The sequence below is a fragment of the Brevibacterium sp. W7.2 genome (assembly GCF_018137945.1).
Taxonomy (GTDB): Bacteria; Actinomycetota; Actinomycetes; order Actinomycetales; family Brevibacteriaceae; genus Brevibacterium; species Brevibacterium sanguinis.
In genome coordinates, this window is sequence record NZ_CP073089.1 from 3,182,813 (window position 1) to 3,206,165 (window position 23,353).

Genomic DNA, 23,353 nt, shown 5'->3' on the forward strand with positions numbered 1-23,353 from the left:
CGGCAGGAAAGAGCCACTCGAGGAGGGGGTCCGCGGCGAAGGCACGAGTGATCGTCGTGCGCGCTGCCGCAGCGTGCGACGCGTCAATCCGCGTGTACTCCATGGTGCTCATGGGTCTCCTTCCTCATCGAGACCACCACTTAACGCCGAGACCACCGGTTATAAGCGGCGATCTCGGCGCGGAGTGGTCGTCTCGGCGGCGGAGGCGCCAGGTGCCGCCTCAGCGGCCGCTGTACTCCGCGATGATCTGATCCGAGGCCTTCTCGCTGACCATGTAGACGGCGCTGGCGATGAAGTAGCCGGGGATGTCGGGGAAGACGCTCGCGTCGACGACGCGCAGGCCCTCGACGCCCCGCACCCGCAGGTCCCCGTCGAGCACCGCCAGCGGATCGTCAGCGGTGCCGATCTTCGCGGTGCCGCACGCATGGTGGCCCCAGGCCTCGGCCATGACGTGGTCGCGCAGCTTCTCCCGGGTGTCCGCCTCGGCGCCGGGGACGAGCTCGCGGACGATGCGGGTGTTCTCGATGTTCGAGGCGATCTCCCGCGCGAGCTCGATCCCGTCGACGACGCCGTCAAGGTCGGTCTCCCAACCCTCGGATCCCTCGTCGAAGTAGCGCATCCGGATGTCGGGGACATCCCGGGGATCGGCCGAGCGCAGCCGCACGGACCCTGCGCGATCCCGCGTCCAGCCCTTGAGCACGAGCAGGCTCATCCGGTTGTGGTGGGGCTTCGCGTCGTACGAGTAGTTCGGGTAGTACCCGTGGAAGTCCGCGGCGAGGGAGAAGACGATGACATCGGTGCCGTCGTCGGAGGCGGCACTCGTGCGGGCGACGAGGGCCGCGAGCGACCCGTTCGTCGAATACGGGCCGCCGCGGTCGTCCTTCCACTCCTTCATGAGGTGGTCATCGGGTTCCCCCGGTGCGGGCAGGTCGAGCGTCGACCCGTCGAAGATCGGGAAGTCGGCGTCGAGCTCGTTGACGACCGAGACCTCGTAGCGGTCGTGGAGGTTCTCCCCCACCCCCGGCAGGTCGACGACGACGGGGATGCCGAGCTCCCGCAGCTCGGCGGCCGGACCAATCCCGGAGAGCTTGAGCAGCTGCGGGGTGTTGAACGCCCCGCCGGCGATGATCACCTCGCGGCGGGCGCGCACGATGCGGGCCGCCGGCGACGCCTCCGCGGACCGGCGTTCCTCCGGGGTCGCCCGGTAGAGTCCGGCACCGGGCAGGTACTCGACCCCGACGGCCCGGGTGCCGTCGAGGACCACCCGCGTGGCCAGCGCATCCTCGATGATCGTCAGGTTCTCCGGGTGGGCATCCCGCGCAGCGAGCAGCCGTTCCCGGGCGCCGTTGCGGTGCCCGCCGCCGGCGGCGACGGGCACGAACGACATGCCCTGGTACTCCGGCGGGGTGTCGGCGGCGTTGATGTCACGCGGCAGGGACACCTCGGCGGGGATGTCGAACCTCTCCCGGCTCGTCGCCTCGGTGGCGTTGATGATGTCGAGGAACCGCGGTTCGCGACCGGCGATCGCCGGATCCGCCCGGGTCATCGGCAGCCATCCGCCGTGCCCGTGGTGCGCCTTCCGGTCGCGCTCGGCCTCGGTGTCGCCGGGCAGGGGACGGGCGTCGACGCCCTGCCAGTCCTCGATGCGCTCGAAGATCGTCCGCATGTGCGCACTGCCCCAGGTCTCGTCCCCGGTCAGCGACGCCAGGGCATCCCAGTCCCGCGGCTGCGGAGCGATGTGGACGAGGGCGCTGACCGCCGTGCTGCCGCCGAGCGTGCTACCCCGCGGATAGAGGATCCCGCCCTCCTCGTCGACCCACTTCGAATCGCGTGCTCCGCGGTCGGGATCGTCGTAGTGGGAGACGAAGAAGTTCCACACCATGTCGACGTCCTCGCTGGCATAGGCCTGCATGACGGGGATGTCGTAGTACCGGCACCGGTGATCGCGGCCGGCTTCGAGGACGATGACGCTGAAGCCCGCCGCGGCGAGGTTGGCGGCGAGCGGTCCGCCGCCCGCCCCCGACCCGACGACGACGAAATCGGCGGTCGTCTCAGGGGCGGCGGTGTCCGTCACTGGAGGTAGTTCTCGACTTCGCTGACGGGACGCTCCTTCGCGAGGTTGGGATCGCGTCCGGCGTCGCGCTCCCCCTGCCGCTGGCGGAGGAGATCCCAGAGCTGATCGAGCTCGCCCTCGAGCTGGGCGATGCGCTGGTGCTCCTGCTCCTCGGTGATTTCACCGGCACCGAGGCGGCGGCGCAGTTCGCGCTCCTCCTCGACGGCGTCGTTGATCTGCTGATGGATCGACTTGTCACTGGCCATGACGGAACCTTTCGTGGGTGGGGGCGCTCAGCGGTGGACCTTGTCCATCCAGTCCGCGGGAACACGGCCTGCCGGCCCGGGCACCGGCTGGGATTCGGGGTGAGACTCCGGCGGCGCGAGCTCGGGTCCGTCGAAGACCTGCTCGGTGCGGAAGTCGTAGAACCACGTCTCGCCCGGCTCGTAGCTGCGGATGACCGGGTGCGAGGTCTCCGCGGCGTGCTTGCTCGCATGCTGCGACGGAGAGGTGTCGCAGCACCCGATGTGACCGCAGGCCGCGCACCGGCGCAGGTGCACCCACCAGCCGCCCGTGGCTTCGCATTCGACGCATCCGGGTCCGGAGGGCGGAACCGCGGTGTCGATGTCTCCGGGTTCGAGTTGAATGTCCATGCACCGAGTATGGCACAAGTCACACTGATTTCAGCCGGTCGTCTCCGACTCCCCGGCGACCTCCGCGAGGATGACCCGATAGCCCAGTCGCGCGTCGTAGCCGTGGATCTCCCGGGTGTCGAGCGCGGACATGAAGTCGAGCACCTCGGCGGTGATGACCTGACCGGGCACGAGCACCGGGAAGCCGGGCGGATACGGGGTGACGAACCCGGCCGAGACGGGGGTCTCCCCGGCGTCGACGCGGCGACGCAGCTCGTGCGGGAGGACGTACTCGACCGACTTCTGCCGCAGACCCGCGTAGTACGCGGACCGCAGATCCCCGTCGGGCAGCTGCGCCTCGGGATCCTCGGCCGGCACCTCGGCGGCGTATTCCGGGGCGAAGGCGCTGAAGTCGGGCAGCGGCGGCATCACGGCGGCGAGTTCCGTCGCCGCGTTCGCCCGGGTGAGCGCGTGCGGGTCGGAGAACTTCTCGGCGATCTTGACGAGCACCTCGATGAGGTAGGCGACGGCCGACCGGGAGGTGCCGATGTTCGTCATGAAGAGCACGGTGTTCCGGCTCGTCTTGTTGACCTGGATCCCGTAGCGGTCCATGAGGTATTCGTGTTTGAACGTGTCCCCGTCGACGCCGGTGCCGGTGATCTCGATGGTGATCCGGCTCGGGTCGACGACGAACTCGTCCGTCGTCCACGCGCTCCAGAACGTCCCGAGGCCGTCGCGCAGCGGCATCGACCGCGTCGTCTCCCGGTACTCGGCGGGGATGAGGTCCTTGGCGGTGAGCACGCGGAACGTCTTCTTCAAAAGCGGGTGCCGGGCCACCGCCGAGGCGAGGCTGACGGCGAGGTCGAGCTGCTTCTGGACGAGCGCGAAGCCCTCCATCTCGACCTGCCGGCGACCGAGGTCGAGGGAGGCGAGGATCTGATAGTTCGGCGACGTCGAGGTGTGCGTCATGTACGCCTCGTGGAAGGCCTCCTCGGCGCCTGCCCCGAACTCCTGGTCGTAGACGTGGATCATCGACCCCTGCCGCAGCGCGGTGAGCGTCTTGTGCGTCGACTGCGTCGCATACACCCGGATCGTCGCGTCCGGCGGGGCGAGCAGGGTCTCGTTCAGCCACACCTCGTCCGGCGCCGGCTCCCCGGTGACCGGGTCGAACAGCCGCTTCCGCTGCTCCCGGTACGCGGCGTCGTGGGCGTTCGTCCGCAGGTTCTCATCGAGCCGCTCGGCCGCGACCATCGCGGTGCGCTTGCGGGTGACGGGATGGAAGCGGGCGAAGGCGAACCACGCCTCGTCCCAGAGGAAGACGAGGTCGGGTTTGATCGCGAGGCATTCGGCCATCACCCGCTCGGGGTCGTAGACGATGCCGTCGAACGTGCAGTTCGTCAGCGTGATCATCCGCACCTCGTCGAGGCGACCGGCGGCCCGGTAGTCGAGGAGGAGCTGCTTGATCCGCGACAGCGGCACCGCGCCGTAGAACGCGAAGTCGTTGAGCGGGTAAGCCTCGAGGTAGGCGGCCCGGGCCCCGGTGAGCATGAGCGCGTGATGGTGGGACTTGTGGCAGTTGCGGTCGACCATGACGACCTCGCCGGGGGCGACGACGGCCTGGTGGACGATCTTGTTCGCCGTCGACGTCCCGTTCGTCACGAAGTACGTGCGCTTCGCGCCGAACGCGCGGGCGGCCAGGGACTGCGCCTTCTTCAGGGTGCGCACCGGGGCGAGCAGGGAGTCGAGTTCGCCCGAGGTCGCGCTCGTCTCGGCGAGCAGCAGGTTGAGTCCGTAGAAGTCGACGAAGTCGCTGATCCACTTCGACCCGACGACCGATCCGCCGCGGGAGACCGGCAGGGCGTGGAAGACCCCGGCGGGGCGCCGGGCGTGCTCCTGGATCGCGGCGAAGAACGGGGTGTCGTAGAGGTGCTGGACGCGGCGGAGCAGGGAGAGGTGGAGCTCGAACTGGTCCTCCCGGCGGAAGACGCGGCGGAAGCGGTGGGTGAGCGCCCCGGCGAGGCTCTCGATGTGCGCCCCGGCCATGAGGTAGAGGTCGAGTTCGGGGCGGATGCCGGCGAGCGTGTCGGCCAGCCGCAGCACCCGGCGCACCGAGTTGAGCGGGCTCATCGGGCCGGTCGGCGACGACGTCGTCCCCTCGTGGGCGTAGGCCACGGCGGTGCGGAGGTCACGGCTGAGCACCTCGCGGGTGCGGTCGGTGAACCCGGGCCGGATGACGCACGCGAGCAGGTTGGGGTTCGTCAGGGCCGCGACGACGGCGTCATCGGCGGTGGGGACGATGACGTAGTCGTAGATGAACTGGTCGGAGGGGCTGCGAAGCTTGAGCAGGTCGGAGTGGAGTTCGTCGCGCCCGCCCTCGGTCGTCTCGTCGACGATGAGGACCTCGAACCGGGGACGCTGGTCCTGCCGGTCGCGCAGCTCGTTGCGCTCCTCCTCGGTGAGCTCGTCCTCGAGGAGGTCGGGCACCGTCGTCCCGCGCAGCCGGTTGACCGCGCGGGTGATCATGTCGTGGGCCCGGTCGAACTCGCCGTCGGAGAGGAGCTCGGCGATCTCCTCGACGTAGCGCTGCCCGAACCCGCCCCAGTAGAGCTCGATGGTCTTCAGCGACCGCAGGGACCGCCACACCTCGCCGTCGGCGGCGATCATCGAGAAGTCCCCGCCGCTCATCACGAGGCGCTTGATCGCGTACTTGAGGTACTCCCACGCGTCCGAGCGCAGCCGCCACGTGCTCGCCGGCATCCCCGGGTCGCGTTCGAGCTTCGCCTTCTCCGGTCTCGTCAGGAACCCCGGTCGCAGCGGCGTTCGCGCACCTCCTCCGGAAGCCGACGGTTCGGGCGTGAAGATCGCCCGCCCCGGAAGATCGTCGGAGTCGATGCCGGTCATGCTGGAGCCTCCTGGCGTGGTGCGAAATCCGTTGTGCTGACGATCATACGGCCTGCCCTCATCCGTTTCGCCACCGCGGTGCCCACTTGAGACGAAAGAGTGATAAGCATGAGGAATGGATACATCGGAGTCGCTGTCCGCCGGCCACCTCATCGTCCGCGAGCTCGAGGCCCACGGCGTCCGCCGCGCCTACCTCGTCCCGGGCGAGTCCTACCTCGACGTCCTCGACGGACTCCACGATTCGCCGATCACCCCGATCGTCTGCCGCCAGGAGGGCGGGGCCGGGTACATGGCCGTGGCCGAGGGGCGGATGACCGGGGTCCCGGGGGTCGCGATGGTCACCCGCGGTCCCGGCGCCGCGAACGTCATGGCCGCCGTCCACACAGCCCACCAGGACGCGACCCCGCTCGTCGTCTTCGTCGGCCTCATCCCCACCTCCCACCGCGGTCGGGAGTCCTTCCAGGAGTTCGACCTCACCGGGTGGTTCGGCTCGACGACGAAGAAGGTCCTCGTCCTCGATGATCCGGACAAGGCCGCCGAGGTGGTCGCCGACGCCCTGCACACCGCGGTCACCGGCCGGCCGGGTCCCGTCGTCGTCGGCCTGCCCGAGGAGGTGCTGACCCAGCGCACGACCGCCTCGGCGCTGCCGCCCCTGACCGTCGGGGTGCCCGCCCCCGACGACGGCGACCTCACCGAGGTGCGAGCCCGCATCGATCAGGCCGAGCGTCCCGTCCTCATCATCGGCGGGGAGGACTGGCCGCAGGCCACGGCCGAGCGCATCGCCCGCTGGTCGGCCGACCGGGGTCTCGGGGTGCTCGGCACGTTCCGCGCCTACGACGGGATCGACCATGACAGCCCGAACTTCCTCGGCATCCTCGGGTACGGGGCGGCCCCGGTGGCCGAGCGGGTGTTCGCCGAGGCCGACCTCCACATCTTCCTCGGCTGCGTCCGCACGGACGTCGCCACCGACGGGTTCACGCTCGGCACGGAGCAGAAGACGATCGTCATCGGCCCCGACCCCGATGCTCACGGTCACTTCGGGCGCCTCGATGAGCACATCGTCACCTCGGTGAGCCGGTTCGCCGCCCGACTCGTCGCCGCGGACGGGACCCCGGACTACGCGGTGACCGCAGACGGCGACGTCAACGAGGTTGCGGACGGGGAGTCCGGCGGCGCGGCCGCGCCCGAGCTCCCCGCGTGGATCACCGCGGCCCGCGCCGAGCTCGAGGCGTGGCGGGTGCCGAGGACCGCGCCGGCCGAAGCGAAGGCAGGCCCCGGCTTCGTCGACATGGACGAGGCGTTCACCCACGTCAGGGAGCTGCTGCCGGAGGATGCGATCGTCACCTACGGGGCGGGGAACTTCTCCGGGTGGGCGACGCGGTTCCTGCCCACGCACTCCTTCCCCTCGGCACTCGGGCCGCGCAACGGCTCGATGGGCTTCGGGGTGCCGGCCGCCGTCGCCGCGGGACTCGTCGCCCCCGACCGAACGATCTTCTGCATCGCCGGGGACGGGGACTTCCTCATGAACGGCCAGGAGCTCGCGACGGCCGCGCAGTACGGGATCGACCTCACGATCGTCGTCAACGACAACTCCGTCTACGGCACGATCCGCGGCCACCAGGACCGCGACTACCCGGGCCGGGCGACGGGCACCGCACTGGACAACCCCGACTTCGCGGCGATGGCCACGGCGTTCGGCGGACTCGGCATCAGGGTCGAGCGGACCGCGGACTTCCGCGAGGCCTTCGCCGCCGCGCTGGACCACCGGGGCCCGGCGCTCGTCCACTGCGTCACCGACCCCGCGATCCGCGGTGCCCGGCTGTGATGGCAGACTCGAGGAGACCGGGTCACCGGTGACAGCGACGTCCACGACGAAGGCAGCCCCATGAGAATCGACGCGATCTTCACGGATCTCGACGCCCACACCCTCGACCCCGCCCGCCGCCGGGCGACGAAGATCGGGGTCTTCGCCGGTCGGATCGTCGGCGTCGACGAGGAACTCGACGGCGTCACCGCCGACCGCGTCGAATCGCTCGGCGGGGCGACCGTGCTGCCGGGCTTCAACGACGTCCACTGCCACACCACGTGGTTCGGTCTCACGCTCGCCTCCGTCGACGTCACGGCGATGCCCGGGGGCCTGCCCGACGTCTACGCGGCACTCGAGCAGGCGGCGGCGACGACACCCGAGGGCGAATGGATCGAGGCGACCGGCTTCGCCCACCGCGACTACGACGGGCAGTACCCGGAGCTGGCCCGCCTCGATGCGATCACCGGCAGTCGGCCCCTCTTCATGCGCCAGACCTCTGGGCATGCGGCGATCGTCAACACCGAGGCGATGCGCCGGGCGGGCATCCTCGACCGAGGCTTCACCGACCCGGTCGGCGGGAAGGTCGTCCGCGACGCCGCCGGCCACCCGACGGGACTCGTCGAGGAGACCGCGCAGGGCCTCGTCCAGGACCTCATCCGCCCGTATTCGCTCGACACGATCGTCGAGGCCCTCGATCTCGCGACGACGCAGTACGCGAAGGAGGGCATCACCTCGTTCGGGGAATGCGGCATCGCCTACGGCTGGATCGGCCACTCCCCCATCGAGATCTCCGCGTATCTGCGGGCGCGCGAGGAGGGGCGGCTGCGGGCCCGGGCGCAGCTGATGCCGCAGGCCGACGGCCTCCACGCGATCGCCGCGAACCCGGCCGACGGCTTCGGGATCGGCCTCGACGCAGGACTGCGCACCGGCCTCGGCGACGACATGATCAGCATCGGCCCGGTGAAGTTCTTCATGGACGGGGCGATGAGCGGGGAGACCGCCGCCCTGCGGGAGAACTACGCGGGCCGCGATCATCGCGGGTATCTCCAGGCCGACGCCGAGGTGCTGCGCCGCCAGATCCTCGACACGTACGCCTCCGGGTGGTCGCTGGCCGTCCACGCGATCGGCGACGCCGCCGTCGATGCGGCGATCGCGAACATCGTCGAAGCGCAGACGCTGCACGGCAGGCGGGCGGTGCCCAACCGCATCGAACACGCGGGACTCGTCCACGACGAGCACCTGGCGACGCTCGCCGAGCACGGCATCGCGGTGACCCCGCAGGCCGCGTTCGCCGAGGCGATCGGCGACGGGATGAACCGGTCGCTCGGACCCGAGCGCCGCCGCCTGCTCTACCGGGCGAAGTCGTTCGTCGACGCCGGGGTCCTGCTGCCCGGCAGTTCGGATCGCCCGTGCGCCGACGGCACGGCGCTGCGCGGCATCGAGGCCTTCGTCACCCGCGCGACCCGGGACGGCGACGTCATGGGTGCAGCGAGCGAGCGGCTCACCCCCGCCGAGGCGGTCGCCGCCTACACCTCGGTCGCCGCCGTCGCCTCGGGGCAGGGTGCGGACAAGGGCACGCTGACCCGGGGGAAGCTCGCCGACTTCGTCGCCCTCGACGCCCATCCCGCCGAGGTGGCCCCCGACGAGATCGCCGCCATCCCCGTCCGCGCGACCGTCCTCGGCGGCGCGTTCACCCACGACGCTCGGTAGCTCAGCGGGGCGGGAAGTCGAGGTCGGTGAGGACCGTCTCGAGGATGCCGAGGCCCTTCTCGAGGTCGTCCTCGCTGATGTTGATCGGCGGGACGACGTGGATGCGGTGGTAGTTGCTGAACGCGACGAGGCCGTGCTTCTTGAGGGCGGCGAGCACCGAGGCGACCTCGGGTGAGCCGCCGCCGTAGGGGGCCAGCGGCTCCTTCGTCTCCTTGTCCCAGACGAGTTCGATCGCCCAGAACGCCCCGGTCCCGCGGACCTCGCCGACGTGCTTCGAGCTCTCCGCGATCTGCCGCAGGCGGGGTCCGATGATCTCCTCGCCGATCCGGGCGGCGTGGGCGATCATGCCCTCGTTCTCGATCGCGTCGATCGTCGCGACCGCGGCCGCGCACGCGAGCGGATGCCCGGAGTACGTCAGACCTCCGGGATAGGCCACCTCGGCGAAGGTGTCGTAGATGGCATCGTCCATGATGACGCCGCCGAGCGGGACGTACCCGGAGTTCACGCCCTTGGCGAAGGTGATGATGTCGGGGACGATGTCGAAGTGCTCGAAGGCGAACCACCTGCCGGTGCGGCCGAAGCCGGCCATCACCTCGTCGGCGATGAGGACGATGTCGTGGGCGTCGGCGAGCGCCCGCACGCCCTGCATGTACTCCGGGCTCGGGATCATGATGCCCGCGGTGCCGGGGATCGATTCGAGGACGATCGCGGCGATCGTCGACGGGCCCTCGAGTTCGATCGTGCGCTCGAGGTGGCGCAGGGCGCGCTCGGTCTCCTCCGCCTCGGTGGTCGCGGCGAACTCGGAGCGGTAGAGGAAGGGCCCGAAGAAGTGGACGACACCGGAATCGCCGAGGTCGTTCCTCCACCGCCGCGGATCGCCGGTGACGTTGATCGCCGTCTGCGTGCCCCCGTGGTACGAGCGGTAGCGGGAGAGGACCTTGTGCCTGCCGGTGTGGAGGCGGGCCATGCGGATCGCGTGCTCGTTGGCGTCGGCCCCGCCGTTGGTGAAGAAGACGTGGTCGAGGCCGGCCGGGGTGCGCTCGGTGATGAGGCGGGCGGCCTCCGAGCGCGCGGCGTTGGCGTAGGCGGGGCTGATCGTGCAGAGCAGATCGGCCTGGTCCTTGATCGCGGCGACGACCTTGGGATGCTGGTGGCCGATGTTCGTGTTGACGAGCTGGGAGGAGAAGTCGAGCAGCGGCCGGCCCTGACCGTCGTAGATGTACGAGCCCGCCGCGCGGGAGACGGTCATCGGGTCGAGCGTCCTCTGCGCCGACCACGAATGGAAGACGTGGGCCCGGTCGAGGTCGTAGGCGCGGGCGGATTCGTCCCTGATCTCCGCGAGCTCCGCGTCGCTGAACTGCTCCATGATCGTCACCTCTCGCGCTCGTCCGGGCCCCTGACCGGGGCACGCGGCGCAGCCTCGGCGCCGCCTACGCTCAAGGGTAGAGCACTGGGAGGCCAGGTCCGCGGACTACAGTGAACCTCATGCCCTACCGGACGATCGCGCGCCCCGCCGCAGCAGAGATCGAGATCAGGAAGTCCCGGTTCCTCGGCCTCATCGCCCCGGTGGAGACCGAGGCGCAGGCGCGGGAGATCATCGCCGCCCGCCGCGCGGAGCATCCGAAGGCCCGCCACCACTGCACGGCGTTCATCCTCGATCCCGATGCGCGCACGCAGCGCTTCAGCGATGACGGGGAGCCGGCGGGCACGGCGGGCGCCCCGATCCTCGACGTCCTCGCCGGCCGCGACCTCACGTACGTCCTCGCCGTCGTCACCCGGTACTTCGGGGGAACCCTGCTCGGTGCGGGCGGGCTCGTGCGCGCCTACGGGCAGGCCGCCTCGGCGGCGGTCGATGAGGCATCGATCATCACGAAGCAGGAGCTCGTGCCGGTGCGGGCGACCGTCGACTACGCGCAGGCGAACGTCCTCGAGCGCGCGGCAGGGGTCCGCGGCTGGTCGGTGCGGGCGGAGTACGGCGCGGAGGTGACGCTCGACGTCCTCGTCCCCGTCGCCGAGGTGGATCCGGCCCTGACGATGTTCGCCGACCTCACAGCGGGGCGGGCCCAGCCAGAGGTCGGCGATGTGGAGTGGGTGTGAGGCTGTCGCCCCAGTGTTTCTGCTCGGTGGTTCTGCTCAGTCGAGCGCGGCGATCTTCGCGACCTGCGCGTTCGTGAGCATGACGAGGTCCTCGGGTCGGATCTCGATCTCGAGGCCGCGGCGGCCGGCGGAGACGAAGACCGAGGCGTGCTCGAGCACGGTGCGGTCGATGACGACGGGCACGGCGTGGCGCTGCCCGAACGGGGAGACTCCGCCGACCGGGTAGCCGGTGCGACGCTCGGTCTCCGCGACCCCGGCCAGCTGCGCCTTCTTCGCGCTGCGCGCCGAGGCGAGGGCCTTGAGGTCGAGCTGTCCCGAGACGGGGACGAGAGCGGTGACGGGCGCGCCGTCGACCTGGATCATCAGGGTCTTGAAGACCTGGTCGGACCCGACGCCGAGCTTGTCAGCGGCTTCCGAGCCGTAGCGCCGGGTGGCGGGGTCGTGCTCGAAGCTGTGCAGGCTGTAGTCGATGCCCGCGAGATTGAGAACGCGAACGGCCGGGGTAGCCGCGCTGGCCGATTTGGATGCAGATGCAACTGTCATAAGGGGGTCGTGCCTCCTGCCCGCGGGTCGAGAGGGAGACGCAGAGCGCGACTGCCGGAGCCTCGCGCTCTTCCCAGCTCGATACGGACGGAATGTTGTATCGGTTACTGATTGGGTACCCGCCCACAATAGGCGAACCGTCAAGCCCAGCGCCAATCAATGAAGGCAAACCGAACTTGCCGGTAGCGAGCCTTCGTCCAGCTCACACGGGATCATCGCGTTCGGGCACCTTGTCAGCCGGCCTCACCCCCAACCGATTTCGTGGAGCCGGTCGTCGTCGATGCCGTAGAAGTGGGCGATCTCGTGGACGATCGTGATGACGAGCTGCTCGCGGAGGTCGTCGCGGTCCCGGGCGAAGGCGATGAGGTTGTCGCGGTAGAGGAAGATCGTGTCCGGCATCTCGAGTCCGCTCTGACCGCGCTCGCCGATCGGGATCCCGTGATAGAGGCCGAGCAGGGTGCGGCTGCCGTCCTCGGGACGGTCCTCGACGAAGAGGGCGACGTTGTCGAGTTCGTCGGTGACTCCGGCAGGCAGCGATTCGACCGCCTCCTCGAGGATGGCATCGAATTCCTCGTCGCTCAGCTGCTCCATGGCCCCGATCCTAACGGGCGGATCTGACACGGGAATCCGGGTGCGTGAGGCCCGCGAAACGGGCCGGGATTCTGTGACGGAGGACACCGCGATCTGTTTTGCATTCTCCGAAAAGGTTGGGATAAGCTTAACGTCGTTGCCCACGGGGAATCCGAGAGCAAACTAGGCCCCCATCGTCTAGAGGCCTAGGACACCGCCCTTTCACGGCGGCGACACGGGTTCGAATCCCGTTGGGGGTACGGTGTAGGATCGAAAGGTCTGTCACCACAACAGCAAGGCCCTGTGGCGCAGTTGGTTAGCGCGCCGCCCTGTCACGGCGGAGGTCGCGGGTTCGAGTCCCGTCAGGGTCGCGGAGCATAAGGCTCTTCTTCGGAAGAGCCTTTGTTTCTCTCGGCATACTTGCGTATGTCGGCGGCCAGGCTCTGTAGCTCAGTTGGTAGAGCGTTCGACTGAAAATCGAAAGGTCACCGGATCGACGCCGGTCGGAGCCACCACCACGAAGAACCCCGCGGATTCCGCGGGGTTCTTCTGTGTCTCAGGGGTGCCCGGATGCGGGTTATAGGCCAAAAAGTGTGTCCGTGCCGGGTGTGTCACCGACGTCGTCCGCCCCATCCTGACTGGATACCGATCCCGTCTTCCCACGAGAACCCCGTGTCATAGACGGCGGGACCTACAGGCTCGGCGACCGGCTCCTTCAGAGGCGTTGTCGCTAGCGTTTTCAGTTGCGACTTCGCCAGAGTCCACGGGTCACTGTGGGCCTGTGTTCGGTCCCATAAGTACCAATCCACGGCTCGTCGTCCGTGGTCTTCAGACAGTCCGCGGTGGTGACGTTTGAGATGCTTGATGCCAGCGTTGATACCGCCTTCTAACGCGTTCGTCGTCTTCGCGATCACGACCCCTTCGTCGGCGGCCTCGAGCCAGGTGAACAGATGGTTCTTCGCGATGAGTTTGGCCAGGAACCCGTGGGCCCGGCGCGTGCGCAGATGCGTGTACCACCATGTCTGCCCGGGCCTGACGTGGGCGGGTCTGCTCGTGCTGGAGCGGGCATAGGTTCGCTGTTTGAGCATACGGTCCCATTTCGCTTCCCATGTCGCGAACTCGGCCAGCCACGCTGCAGCCTGATCCCACGTCTGGACTTTCGACAGGGCCCGGTAGATCGCTTGAAGTTCCTTGTTCGCCGGCAGGGTCGGCGTCCTCGTCAAATGCGTGTTACAGGCGTGCTGGATATGGAAGTAACAGCGTTGGATTCGTGTCTGTGGCCAGAGTCTCTCGATCGTCGTTGTCAACGGCCCGTTGCCATCGACGATGGCGTAGCGGGGTGCAGGGATGGTTGAGATGAGTGCCGTCCAGGACGCGGTCTTTTCGTGGTCGCACCATTGCCAGTCGATGACGTGAGTGCCGGTGTAGGCGATGAGGACGCACCACCCGTTGGTGTAGGTGCCATCGAGCATGATCTGATCATGGATTTCAGAGGTCGGGGACACTGTTGGGTGGATCGTCCAGCACCAGGATGTGCGGCGCCGGAACGTTCGGGGGCTGCCCAGTGGTGTGTGGGCTGGTTGTGGTGCTGGTCCCAGGAGCCAGTCGAGGAAGGCGCGCAGTTCGAATCGTTGTGTCGATCCTCGGCGTTTGGCGCTGCTGGAGGCTCCGCAGGCGGGACACCTGTACCGGGTGGTTCCGGCCTTGGTCGTGCCGTTCTTCTTCAGCGTTGTCTGACAGATCTGACATTTCGGTCGATTGCAAGCACCCTACGAATGCTAAGCGATCAGAGCTAAGCAATCAGGTGATTGTCCTTGGTGTGGCTGGGATCCGGGACGATCACGGACACACTTTTTGGCCTATAACCCCCGGATGCCAGGGGCGTGCCGCTGCCAGGGGCGTGCGGCTGCCATAGGCGCGAGGCTCAGGCACTCGCCTTCGCAGTGACGCTGGCGATGAGCACATCGGCCGACCGCTGGATATGGCACTCGAGGGCATCGACCGCGCGCTCGACATCACGGGCCACCGTCGCCTCGGCGATCTCCCGGTGCTCAGCGGGAACGTCACGGGACTCGTCGACGACGAGCTCGCGCGACCAGTGGACGAACAGCGCCGAGCGCGCCCGCAGGTCCGTCGCCACCTTCGCCAGCGTCTCGCTGCGGCCGCCGGCGAGGATCACCTCGTGGAACGCCCGGTGCACATGCCCCCACTCCTCGGTGATGTGCCCGCCCCCGTCGGTGAAGGCCGTGCGCTCGAGCATGTGGTGAGCCGCGAGCACATCCGACTCCCACGACAGGCTCCCATCGGCGATCGACTCGCGCAGGGCGGCGGCCTCGATGATCCGGCGGGCACGGGTGAGATCCTCGAGCGCTCCGACGGTGAGCTCGGGAACCGAGAAGCCGCGCTGCGGACTCGCGCTGAGCAGCCCGTCCTGGGCCAGTCGGGTCATCGCCTCCCGCAGCACCGAGGCGCTGACGGAGAATCCGCGGGCGATCTCGCCGATGCGCAGCTTCGAGCCCGGGGTGAAGCTTCCGCGCAGCAGCTCGGCGCGCAGGCGATCATAGGCTTCCGCGGAGAGCGTGCTTCCGGCTCGAGGTGCAGGCATAGCGCCAGTATAGATGGAACAGCCATCTGTCGACGTTTGCTGAAAATATCTTTTTTCTCTTGCAATGTCGTGATTCAGCTCATACGGTGGACACCACGCGACGACCGATCGTGGCGCAGAAGTCGGATCAGAGCCTGTGGCATCGCAACGCCGATGCCGGGATGCAAGGAGGCACCATGGCTGATATCGAAGTACCCGTTCTCATCATCGGCGGCGGCGGAGCCGGACTGTCGGCCTCGATGAACCTGTCGAAGCTCGGCGTCGATCACCTGCTCGTCAGCTCGCTGCCCTACACCTCGAAGCTGCCGAAGGCCCACGTGCTCAATCAGCGCACGATGGAGATCTTCGAGGAGGTCGGCGTGGCCCCTGAGGTCGAGAAGCGCAGCACGCCCGCCGAGAACATGAAGGCCACCGGGTGGTACGCCGGCCTCGTCGGCGACCACCGGTACTCCGGGCGCCGACTCGGCCATCTCGAAGTGTGGGGCGGCGGCTACACCGACCCCGACTACATCGCGGCGAGCGCGAAGCGCACGTGCAATCTGCCCCAGATCCGACTCGAACCGCTCCTCCTCGACCACGCCCGAAAGCTCCATCCCGACCCCCGAGGCGTGCGCTTCAATCACGAGGTCACCGCGATCGAGCAGCTCGACGAGGGCGTGCGCGCGACGGTGCTCGACAAGGACACCGACACCGAGTACACCGTGCGCGCCCGCTACGCGATCGCCGCCGACCGCGGGCGCACGATCGGCCCGGCCCTCGGCGTCGGCATGACCGGTCCGACGGACCTCATGATGATGGTCTCCGTCCACTTCTCCGCCGACCTCTCCCAGTCGGCCCGCGACGACGATGTGCTCATCCGCTGGCTCGTCAATCCGGAGTTCGGCGGGTCGTGGTCCTCCGGCGTCCTCGTGGCGATGGGACCGGAGCACTGGGGCACGACCTCGGAGGAGTGGGTCGTGCATCTCGACTACGCGACGCACGACAAGGACGCCCTGAGAGACGATCTCGTCATCGAGCGCCTGTGCACCGTCCTCGGCGTCGACCGCTCGGCGCTCACGGTCCACAAGGTCTCGCCGTGGATCATGGAGGGAGTCGTGGCCGAGAAGTTCCGGGCCGGTGACGTCTTCTTCATCGGCGACGCCGCCCACCGCCACCCGCCGACCGGCGGACTCGGGCTCAACTCCGCAATCCACGACGGGTACAACCTCGCCTGGAAGCTCTCCCTCGTCCTCGCCGGCAAGGCCGACGACTCACTGCTCGACACCTACGAAGCCGAGCGCCAGCCGGTCGATCAGGACAATGTCGACGCCGCGGTCGCCTCGGCGATGAATCACTTCACGATCGACAAGGCGCTCAACCTCTCCCCCGAAGCCTCCGCTGCGGACAACTGGGCCGAACTCGAGCCGATCTGGGACGACTCGCTGCCCAACGCCGCAGAGAAGCGCCACGCGCTCAACAAGGCGATCGGGACGCAGACGATGGAGTTCCGCCATCACAACGTCGAGTTCGGGTATCGGTACGACTCCGCGGCCATCGTCTCCGACGGATCGCCCGACTACTCCCCTATCGACCCCGTGCGGCTCTACGAGCCCTCGACCAAACCGGGCCATCCGCTCCCCCACGCCTTCGTCGAGAAGTCGAACGAGCGCATCGCGCTCGGTGACCTCGTCGCCGGTGGGCACTTCCTCGTCCTCGCCGGCGAGGACGGCCAGGGCTGGGTCGATGCGGCGAACCGCCTGGCCGCCGAGCGCGGCCTGCCGCTGAGAGCGCACACCGTCGGACTCGAGGGCTGCGACTTCGTCGACGTGCGGATGGCGTGGATGAAGAACCGCGGCATCAGCTCCTCAGGCGTCGTCATCGTCCGCCCCGACCGCTACGTCGCCTACCGCTCGGTCGCCGGCGTGCCCGACGCCGACGGCGAGCTCGGAAGGGTCTTCGACTCGCTGCTCGCGGTGACGCCGGGGTCTCAGGGTGCGGGGTCGGCTGCAGGGTCAGGGTCGCGCCTCGGCGCATCCGAGTCGAACGGGGTCGCGGCGGCAGGAGTCAACGGCGTGACTGTCTGAGGACGCTCGAGACGTGGAGAGGGCCCGGTGCGGAGCTTCCTCAACCGCGCCGGCCCCGGACCGGGCGGGCGCGGGACCGGGCGGTCGCGGGAACCGCAGGACCACCTCGGCGAGCTGGGGAGATCCCGGAGATCTCTGCAGGGGATCCGTCCTGCGCGACCGATTCCTCAGCACTTTCCGTTGCCTGTCCCCACCGCCGCGCAACGGTGCAAGAATAAGGATGTACCGACCCGAACCAAGGAGCGACCATGAGCACCGGCGACACCTGGGCAGACGACACCGATCCCGCTGACAACGATTTCCTCACGCAGGACGACGAGTTCGACGAGGAAGAGCTCGAAGAGGACGACGCCGAGCCCACCGGGGTCGACCTCACCGGTCTCGAAGAGACCGCCGACGAAGCCGAGGACGACGCCGAATCGGACGACTTCGACGAGATCGACGACGAGGACAGCGAACCCTACGTCGAACCGGGCGCCGAAGGACCCGAGGGCACCGGCATCGAAGGCGCCGACGACGCCCTCATCGCCGACGCCGGCTGGGACGACGAACAGGACGCCCCTGCGCTCGACGGCGACCTCGACACCGACCCGACGACCGCCGCCGAACAGGGCAACCGCGACGGGGACGACATGGTCTCCTACGGCGACGACGACTCCGAGGTCGCCGAGCTCAGCGGCGACGACCTCGACGTCGACGCCCTCGCCGACGATCACGTCGAAGAGGTCGACGTCATCGACGGCATGCCGGAGACGATCGACAACGCCTACCGGGAGGACTGACCCTCCCCTCCCATCCGCGCGCCCTCTCCCCTCGTTCGCCGAGGTGGGAGGGCGTTCGCATGTCATCGCGGGCTCCGAAAATCGCTGAGCACAGTCAATCTATCGATTTCTGCGTTCGAATCAGTTTCGAGAAACCCATTGACTTCATCTGCGTCGTGAACTACACTAATGTCATTAACCACGTTGACGTGGGAAGACAGGTGAATCCCCGTGACCGACACAACCGAATCAGTCCCCTCCGGAGCCCAGCCTGGCCGAAACAGCCGGCGAATCGACGTCGATCCGGACTCCCGTTTCGCCGCTGCCGTCGACGTCTACTCCGCGTGTGATCGCGCTCAGCTCACCGCGCTCGAGACGACGGCCGCGCTCTTCCACGACGAGGTCATCGACCACCTCAACCTCATGAATCCCGATGCGAACGAACCGTACCGGCACGCGAGCCTGACCGAGACCGCTCGGCGCTTCGCGCGGGCGCGCACCCGCGACGACCAGGCTGATACGGCATCGGACAGTCCCGCTGAGATTGCGGAACGCGATGCCGGCGAGCTCGGCTCTGCGGAACTCCCTGACACGGCATTCCTGCCCGGCTTCCCGCGCTTCCGCGAGACCCAGTCGATCGACGGCTGGGTCCATGCGCACTCCCACGCCGAGGACATCGCGGAGCTCGCGACCATCCTCGGCAACTCGATCACCACGACCTACACCCACATCACCACGGCGATGCTCCTCATCCACGGACTGCCGAAGTTCCACGAGCGCTGCCTCGCCGGCGACTTCACCTACGCCCACGTCATGGCCGCCGCGCGCCTGTGCAAGGACATCGGGTTCGCCCACCTGCCGGAGATCGACTGCTACCTTGCGCGGCGTCGCGCCGACGTCACGATCGAGACCTTCCGCAAGTCCCTGGCCATGAAGATCAGCGTGGTCGAACCCGTCGAGGAGCGCAGCGAGCGTGCCTTCGACCACCGCCGCGTCGACCTCACCACCCATCCGGACGGCACGTCGTGCCTGACGATCACCGGCCCCTCAGCGGAACTCCAAGCCTGCTTCCTCCGCATCGAAGCCTTCGCCAAAGCGATCCGGAACAACAGCACCGCACCGTTCGCCGACATGCTCCCGTCCGGTGCCGTCATCGAAGACGACCGCACGATCATGGCTCTGATGTTCGACATCTTCACCCAGACGAGGCCCCAGGTCGGCATCGAGGTGCGGGCCCACGACACCGACACCGGCGAGGTCACCACACGGGAGATCCCCTTCGACACCGAGCACGTGCGCAGCGTCGCCGACATCGCCGATGCCCTCACCGCGGCGGCCGATCGGTTCGAGGAAGCGGCCGACGTCGACCGCGACGAGGAGGGTCGCCCTCTCCTCGGTCTCAATCTCTCCCTGCCGACCACAGGGTTCTGGTTCGCCAATCAGGCCCGGATGATCATGACGGTGCCGCTCATGTCACTGCTCGACCAGTCCGAGCTGCCGGGGACGTTCTCCGACGGCTCACCGGTTCCGGCGGACATGGCGCGACGCGTCGCCGGCCACTGCTCGACGTGGTCGCGGATCCTCACCGACCCGGCCACCGGCACTCCGGTCGATGCCCAGGCCAAGAGCTACTACATTCCGCAGACGGTGAGACAGACGCTCATCGCCCAATGGCAGTCGTGCACCGTCCCCGGATGCCGACGGCGAGCGGAATCCTCAGAAGTCGACCACATCATTCCGTTCGACCACGATGACCCCGAACACGGCGGACTCACCGTGTTCGGCAACCTCCATCCCCTCTGCAAATCGCACCACCAGGCGAAGACGGACAGGAAGTACGCCGTGTGGATGGAGTCCGCCGGCCTCCTCCGGTACCGCTTCGCCCACGGAGTGAGCGCGATTCTCGTTGCAGGGGACAACCCTGTCAACGTCGAGCACGCCAGGCAGTTCGCCACGGTCGAACCACCACCCGAGCCACCGCCCGAGTCGCCACCTGCGCCACCTCCCGAGCTACCACCGCCGCCGGAACCACCGCCGCCCGAGCAATCGCTGCCGGAATCGGGAGACACGCGCATCTCCGACGACTGTCCCGGTCCGCAGGGCGAAATCGGGAGACCCGGCTGGGTCAAGCGCATGGGAATCGTCCGGCGGCCGGCGTCCCCTCAGCAGGAATGGGTCTGGGACAACGGCGAGCCGCCACCGTTCTGAGTTGCGGGCACTGCCGCGTGGCCGAAGGATCGAGGCGCTCTGTTGTACGGCGTCGCCGTGTTGCCGGAAGAGTCTGCCACTCCGAGAGGCAACCCAACCCCAGATATGGCCCGACCGGGCCCGGGATCAGATCAACCGGACCCGGCCGGACGGCCGAATGTCGCCATCACCTAGGAGCTAGCACACCCCAGGAGACGACTGGTCACCAGGAGATGACGTGCGGGACGCTCACCTGCTTGAGGCCCTCGAGACCGAACTCGAGGCCGTAACCGGACTTCTTGACACCGCCGAAGGGCACGCGAGGATCGATGGCGCCGTGCTTGTTGATCCACGTCGAGCCGGCTTCGAGTCGCGCCGCGACCCGCTTGGCCTCGTCGAGGTCGGACCCCCACACCGAGGAGCCGAGCCCCACTTCGAGCTCGTTGGCCCAGGTGATCGCCTGGTCGAGGTCGGTGTACTTGATGATCGGCAGGGCGGGACCGAACTGCTCCTCGGCCACGAGCGGGTTGTCGTTGTCGATGTCGGCGACGATCGTCGTCGGGTAGAAGTATCCCGACTGGCCCTCCTGCGGGTCTCCGCCGACGAGCACCGTCGCTCCCCCGTCCTTTGCCGCCTGCACGAGACGGGCGACGATGTCGTACTGCTGCTTGTTCTGCAGAGGACCGAGCACGTTGTTCTCGTCAAGGCCGACACCCATCGGCATCTGCGCGGCGACCTCGACGAGGGCGTCGCAGACCTCCTGGTAGAGGGACTCGGGGACGTAGAGTCGCTTCATCGCCGCACAGGTCTGACCGGTGTTGATGAACGCGCCCCAGAAGAGGTCGGTGGCGATTGCCTTGGGGTCCGCGTCCTCGAGGACGATGCCCGCGTCATTGCCGCCGAGCTCGAGGGTGAGCCGGGCGAGGTTGTCAGCGGCCGAGCGCATGATCGCCTGCCCGGTCTTCGTCGAGCCGGTGAACATGATCTTGTCGACGTCGTCGTGGTCGGTCAGCGCCGCACCGACGGCCCCGTCACCGGCGACGACGGAGAGCACGTCGGCGGGCAGCACCTGATTGATGACGGCGATGAGGCCCTGGACCGACAGCGGTGTGTACTCCGAGGGCTTGACGACGACGGCGTTGCCCATCTTCAGGGCCGGGGCGAGCTGCCACACGGTGATCATCATCGGCCAGTTCCACGGACCGACGGCGCCGACGACGCCGACCGGGTCGTAGACGAGTTCGGCGTGCGTGCCGTCCTCGTCGACGAGGACCTCGGGTTCGAGCACGAAGGCCGCGTTCGCCCGCAGCCACGCCGCGCAGGCGCCGACCTCGAAGCGCGCGTTGGGCCCGTTGAGCGGCTTGCCCGCCTCGCGGGAGAGCAGCTGTGCGAGCGCCTCGGCGGAGGCCTCGATGGCGTCGGCGGCCTTGTTGAGCAGGTCGTTGCGTTCGGCGACGGGGCGCGAGGCCCACGCCGGCTGCGCTGCGACCGCGGCGCTGACGGCCGCGTCGATGTCGGCGACGGTGCCCTCGTGGGTGCAGCCGATGACATCACCGGTCGCCGGGTCGGTGATCTCGCGACCCGCCGGGTCGTTGATCGCGGCGAGCAGTCCATCGTAGGTCGTGAGGTCGGTGCTCATGATGCTCCTTCGGTTCGGATTCGGTGAGTGGGACGGGTGCGGTCGGGTGGAAGCCAACGGTCGGGTCGACGCCGACTGTCAGGGTCGCGGGGTCTCATGCAGATCCTCGTCTCATGCAGGTCCTCATCCCAGACTTCCACCGGATCCGATTCCTGCATAGAGCTCGGGCCGGCTGCCGCGCAGCCAGAAGGCCCAGAGGGTGCCGATGAGCCCGGGCACGAGGACGAGGAGCGGCAGCAGCCACGAGAGCACGGTCGGCTCCGTCGTGCCGATGAGGACGTCGAAGTTCGCGACGATCGCGAAGAAGAGGACGAAGAGTCCGATGGCCGCGATGCCGGGCGCGATGAGCCGAACCCACGTCGAGTACTCCGCGCGCTGGGTTCGGAGGAACCCGATGACGGCGAGCGCGGTGAGCGCCATGAGCAGGACGAGGCCGAACGCCCCCATGTTCGTCAGCCACGTGAAGAGGGTGACGACGGGGAAGAGCGGATCCGTGCTGCTGGCGCCCGCGGCCGCGAAGACGAGGATGACGATGAGGGCGAGCGCCGACTGCGTGAGCGATCCCGCGACGGGCGCGCCTGACCGTCGTGAAGTGCGGGCGAGGAACGACGGGAGCACACTGTCGCGGCCGAGGGCGAAGAAGTACCGGGCGACGATGTTGTGGAACGCGACGAGAGCGGCGAGCAGCGAGGTGAGGAAGAGGAGGTTCGCGAGGTCGACGAACCACACCGGGGCGTGCTCGCCGAGGTAGGCGAACATGAGATCGGGACCGAGCTCCTGGGCGCGGGGCACGAGCTGCGAGGGACCTTCGGCCATGACCATCGCCCAGCCGGAGAAGGCGTAGAAGACGGCGATGAGGCACACCGCGATGATCGTCGCCCGTCCGGCCGTGCGCTTGGGATCCTTGACCTCCTCGTTGTAGATCGCCCCGGACTCGAAGCCCATGAACGCCGCGATCGAGAATGCGAGCACCGCGCCGATCCCCGGGACGAAGAGGTCACCGGGGGCGAAGCCGGCCGTCGACAGCCCCTCGGGGCTGTTCGAGAGTCCGATGACGTCGTAGATGACGACGACGAGGAACTCCGTGGTGACGATGATGCCGAGGATCTTCGCGGAGAAATCGACCCGGGCGATGCCCATGAGACCGACGACGACCCAGCCGATGAGCGCGCACACGACCCACGAGACGGTGAGCCCGAAGAACGAGTTCAGGAGTGAGGAGAAGACGAAGCCGAACATCCCGACGATGCCGATCTGCATCGCGTTGTACGACATGAGCGCCGTCAGCGCGGCTCCGACGCCGATCCGCTTGCCCAGCCCCTTGGCGATGTAGGCGAAGAACGCGCCCGCATTGTGGACGTGCTGGCTCATCGCCCCGTAGCCGATCGCGAAGAGGATGAGGATGACGCCGAGGATGATGAATGACAGCGGGATCCCGAGGAGTCCGGTGACCGCGAAGTTGCTCGGCAGTCCGCCGGCGGCGACCGTCAGCGGCGCCGAGGCGGCGATGATCATGAAGACGAGTGCCGGGGTGCCGATCCTCCGCGCATCGAGGCTCGCAGCCGCCGGACCGTGACCGTGCGAACGCACGGGACCGTTTGAGTGACCGATGCCGCTGCGATCACCAGGGCCGCCCGGACCACCAGCGCCGCCGGCATGGCCGGAACTGCTGGACTGGCCGGGGCCGTGGGAATTCCCGGTGGCAGCGCTCATGTCGTTCACCTCACAGACGTCATTGTTCTCCCCACCCTGCCGCGCCACCAGCCGGCGCGTCTTGGCTTTCCG

The 23,353-nt window shown here is 68.4% G+C and carries 16 protein-coding genes, 3 tRNA genes and 1 pseudogene; 9 read left to right on the forward strand and 11 right to left on the reverse strand.

The annotated features are described in order from the left end of the window. Positions 1-220: 220 nt before the first annotated feature. Genes J9315_RS14375 through J9315_RS14390 form a run of 4 tightly spaced genes read right to left on the reverse strand, consistent with a single transcriptional unit; the run spans position 221 to position 5,586 of the window. Positions 221-2,074: a GMC oxidoreductase gene (locus J9315_RS14375; RefSeq protein ID WP_211978136.1), complete on the reverse strand. Its 1,854-nt coding sequence runs from the start codon at positions 2,072-2,074 to the stop codon at positions 221-223. After that, entirely contained in the window at positions 2,071-2,319 is a 249-nt protein-coding gene (locus J9315_RS14380) for a DUF2630 family protein (RefSeq protein ID WP_137825187.1), read from the reverse strand. Before J9315_RS14380 ends, J9315_RS14375 begins: the two co-directional genes overlap by 4 nt. A gap of 27 nt (positions 2,320-2,346) precedes the next feature. Beyond that, the gene (locus tag J9315_RS14385; protein ID WP_137825188.1) at positions 2,347-2,706 is read right to left on the reverse strand and encodes a UBP-type zinc finger domain-containing protein; all 360 of its coding nucleotides are present in this window, start codon (positions 2,704-2,706) and stop codon (positions 2,347-2,349) included. Positions 2,707-2,736: 30 nt separating this feature from the next. After that, on the reverse strand, positions 2,737-5,586 hold the full coding sequence (locus J9315_RS14390; RefSeq protein ID WP_211978137.1) for a beta-eliminating lyase-related protein: 2,850 nt from the start codon (positions 5,584-5,586) through the stop codon (positions 2,737-2,739). A 115-nt stretch (positions 5,587-5,701) separates the two neighbouring features. Between J9315_RS14390 and J9315_RS14395 the strand changes: the two genes are divergently transcribed. Further along, positions 5,702-7,411, forward strand: coding sequence for a thiamine pyrophosphate-dependent enzyme (locus tag J9315_RS14395; protein ID WP_211978138.1), 1,710 nt, complete (start codon positions 5,702-5,704; stop codon positions 7,409-7,411). A 60-nt stretch (positions 7,412-7,471) separates the two neighbouring features. Further along, positions 7,472-9,103, forward strand: coding sequence for an amidohydrolase (locus J9315_RS14400; protein WP_211978139.1), 1,632 nt, complete (start codon positions 7,472-7,474; stop codon positions 9,101-9,103). A 1-nt stretch (position 9,104) separates the two neighbouring features. Here the strand turns inward: J9315_RS14400 and J9315_RS14405 are convergent, their stop codons facing one another. Next, the gene (locus J9315_RS14405; protein ID WP_211978140.1) at positions 9,105-10,469 is read right to left on the reverse strand and encodes an aspartate aminotransferase family protein; all 1,365 of its coding nucleotides are present in this window, start codon (positions 10,467-10,469) and stop codon (positions 9,105-9,107) included. Positions 10,470-10,588: 119 nt separating this feature from the next. On the opposite strand from J9315_RS14405, the gene J9315_RS14410 reads away from it, so the two are divergent. Then, entirely contained in the window at positions 10,589-11,200 is a 612-nt protein-coding gene (locus J9315_RS14410; RefSeq protein ID WP_211978141.1) for a YigZ family protein, read from the forward strand. A gap of 36 nt (positions 11,201-11,236) precedes the next feature. Here J9315_RS14410 and ybaK read toward each other — a convergent pair whose 3' ends face one another. Continuing rightward, positions 11,237-11,743, reverse strand: a complete 507-nt coding sequence (gene ybaK / locus J9315_RS14415) for a Cys-tRNA(Pro) deacylase (RefSeq protein ID WP_137825194.1) — start codon at positions 11,741-11,743, stop codon at positions 11,237-11,239. A 243-nt stretch (positions 11,744-11,986) separates the two neighbouring features. Further along, positions 11,987-12,334 (reverse strand): metallopeptidase family protein, encoded by a 348-nt coding sequence (locus tag J9315_RS14420; RefSeq protein WP_137825195.1) that lies wholly within the window; start codon positions 12,332-12,334, stop codon positions 11,987-11,989. Positions 12,335-12,500: 166 nt separating this feature from the next. Between J9315_RS14420 and J9315_RS14425 the strand changes: the two genes are divergently transcribed. The 3 genes from J9315_RS14425 (at position 12,501) to J9315_RS14435 (ending at position 12,828) form a co-directional block, all read left to right on the forward strand. Beyond that, a tRNA-Glu gene (locus J9315_RS14425) sits at positions 12,501-12,573 on the forward strand. A 37-nt stretch (positions 12,574-12,610) separates the two neighbouring features. Continuing rightward, positions 12,611-12,684 (forward strand) — tRNA-Asp (locus J9315_RS14430). A 68-nt stretch (positions 12,685-12,752) separates the two neighbouring features. Continuing rightward, positions 12,753-12,828: transfer RNA gene (locus J9315_RS14435), tRNA-Phe, on the forward strand. A 96-nt stretch (positions 12,829-12,924) separates the two neighbouring features. Here J9315_RS14435 and J9315_RS14440 read toward each other — a convergent pair. Together J9315_RS14440 and J9315_RS14445 are read right to left on the reverse strand one after the other, a co-directional pair. Then, positions 12,925-14,058 (reverse strand): annotated as a pseudogene (locus tag J9315_RS14440) (IS1249 family transposase); the annotation flags it as partial. 179 nt (positions 14,059-14,237) lie between these two features. Further along, a complete protein-coding gene (locus J9315_RS14445; RefSeq protein WP_211978142.1) occupies positions 14,238-14,918 on the reverse strand; it encodes a GntR family transcriptional regulator in 681 nt (226 codons plus the stop codon). Between the two features lie 176 nt (positions 14,919-15,094). Here J9315_RS14445 and J9315_RS14450 point away from each other — a divergent pair, with 176 nt between their 5' ends. The 3 genes from J9315_RS14450 to J9315_RS14460 all read left to right on the forward strand — a co-directional run bounded on the left by J9315_RS14450 (position 15,095) and on the right by J9315_RS14460 (position 19,950). Then, on the forward strand, positions 15,095-16,981 hold the full coding sequence (locus J9315_RS14450) for an FAD-dependent monooxygenase (RefSeq protein ID WP_211978143.1): 1,887 nt from the start codon (positions 15,095-15,097) through the stop codon (positions 16,979-16,981). A gap of 248 nt (positions 16,982-17,229) precedes the next feature. Further along, positions 17,230-17,763, forward strand: coding sequence for a hypothetical protein (locus J9315_RS14455; protein WP_140955678.1), 534 nt, complete (start codon positions 17,230-17,232; stop codon positions 17,761-17,763). Positions 17,764-17,973: 210 nt separating this feature from the next. Then, on the forward strand, positions 17,974-19,950 hold the full coding sequence (locus J9315_RS14460; RefSeq protein WP_249120915.1) for an HNH endonuclease signature motif containing protein: 1,977 nt from the start codon (positions 17,974-17,976) through the stop codon (positions 19,948-19,950). Positions 19,951-20,152: 202 nt separating this feature from the next. Here J9315_RS14460 and J9315_RS14465 read toward each other — a convergent pair whose 3' ends face one another. Further along, positions 20,153-21,568, reverse strand: a complete 1,416-nt coding sequence (locus J9315_RS14465; RefSeq protein WP_198500547.1) for an aldehyde dehydrogenase family protein — start codon at positions 21,566-21,568, stop codon at positions 20,153-20,155. Positions 21,569-21,691: 123 nt separating this feature from the next. Continuing rightward, positions 21,692-23,158: an APC family permease gene (locus J9315_RS14470; protein WP_282959858.1), complete on the reverse strand. Its 1,467-nt coding sequence runs from the start codon at positions 23,156-23,158 to the stop codon at positions 21,692-21,694. Positions 23,159-23,353: the final 195 nt, after the last annotated feature.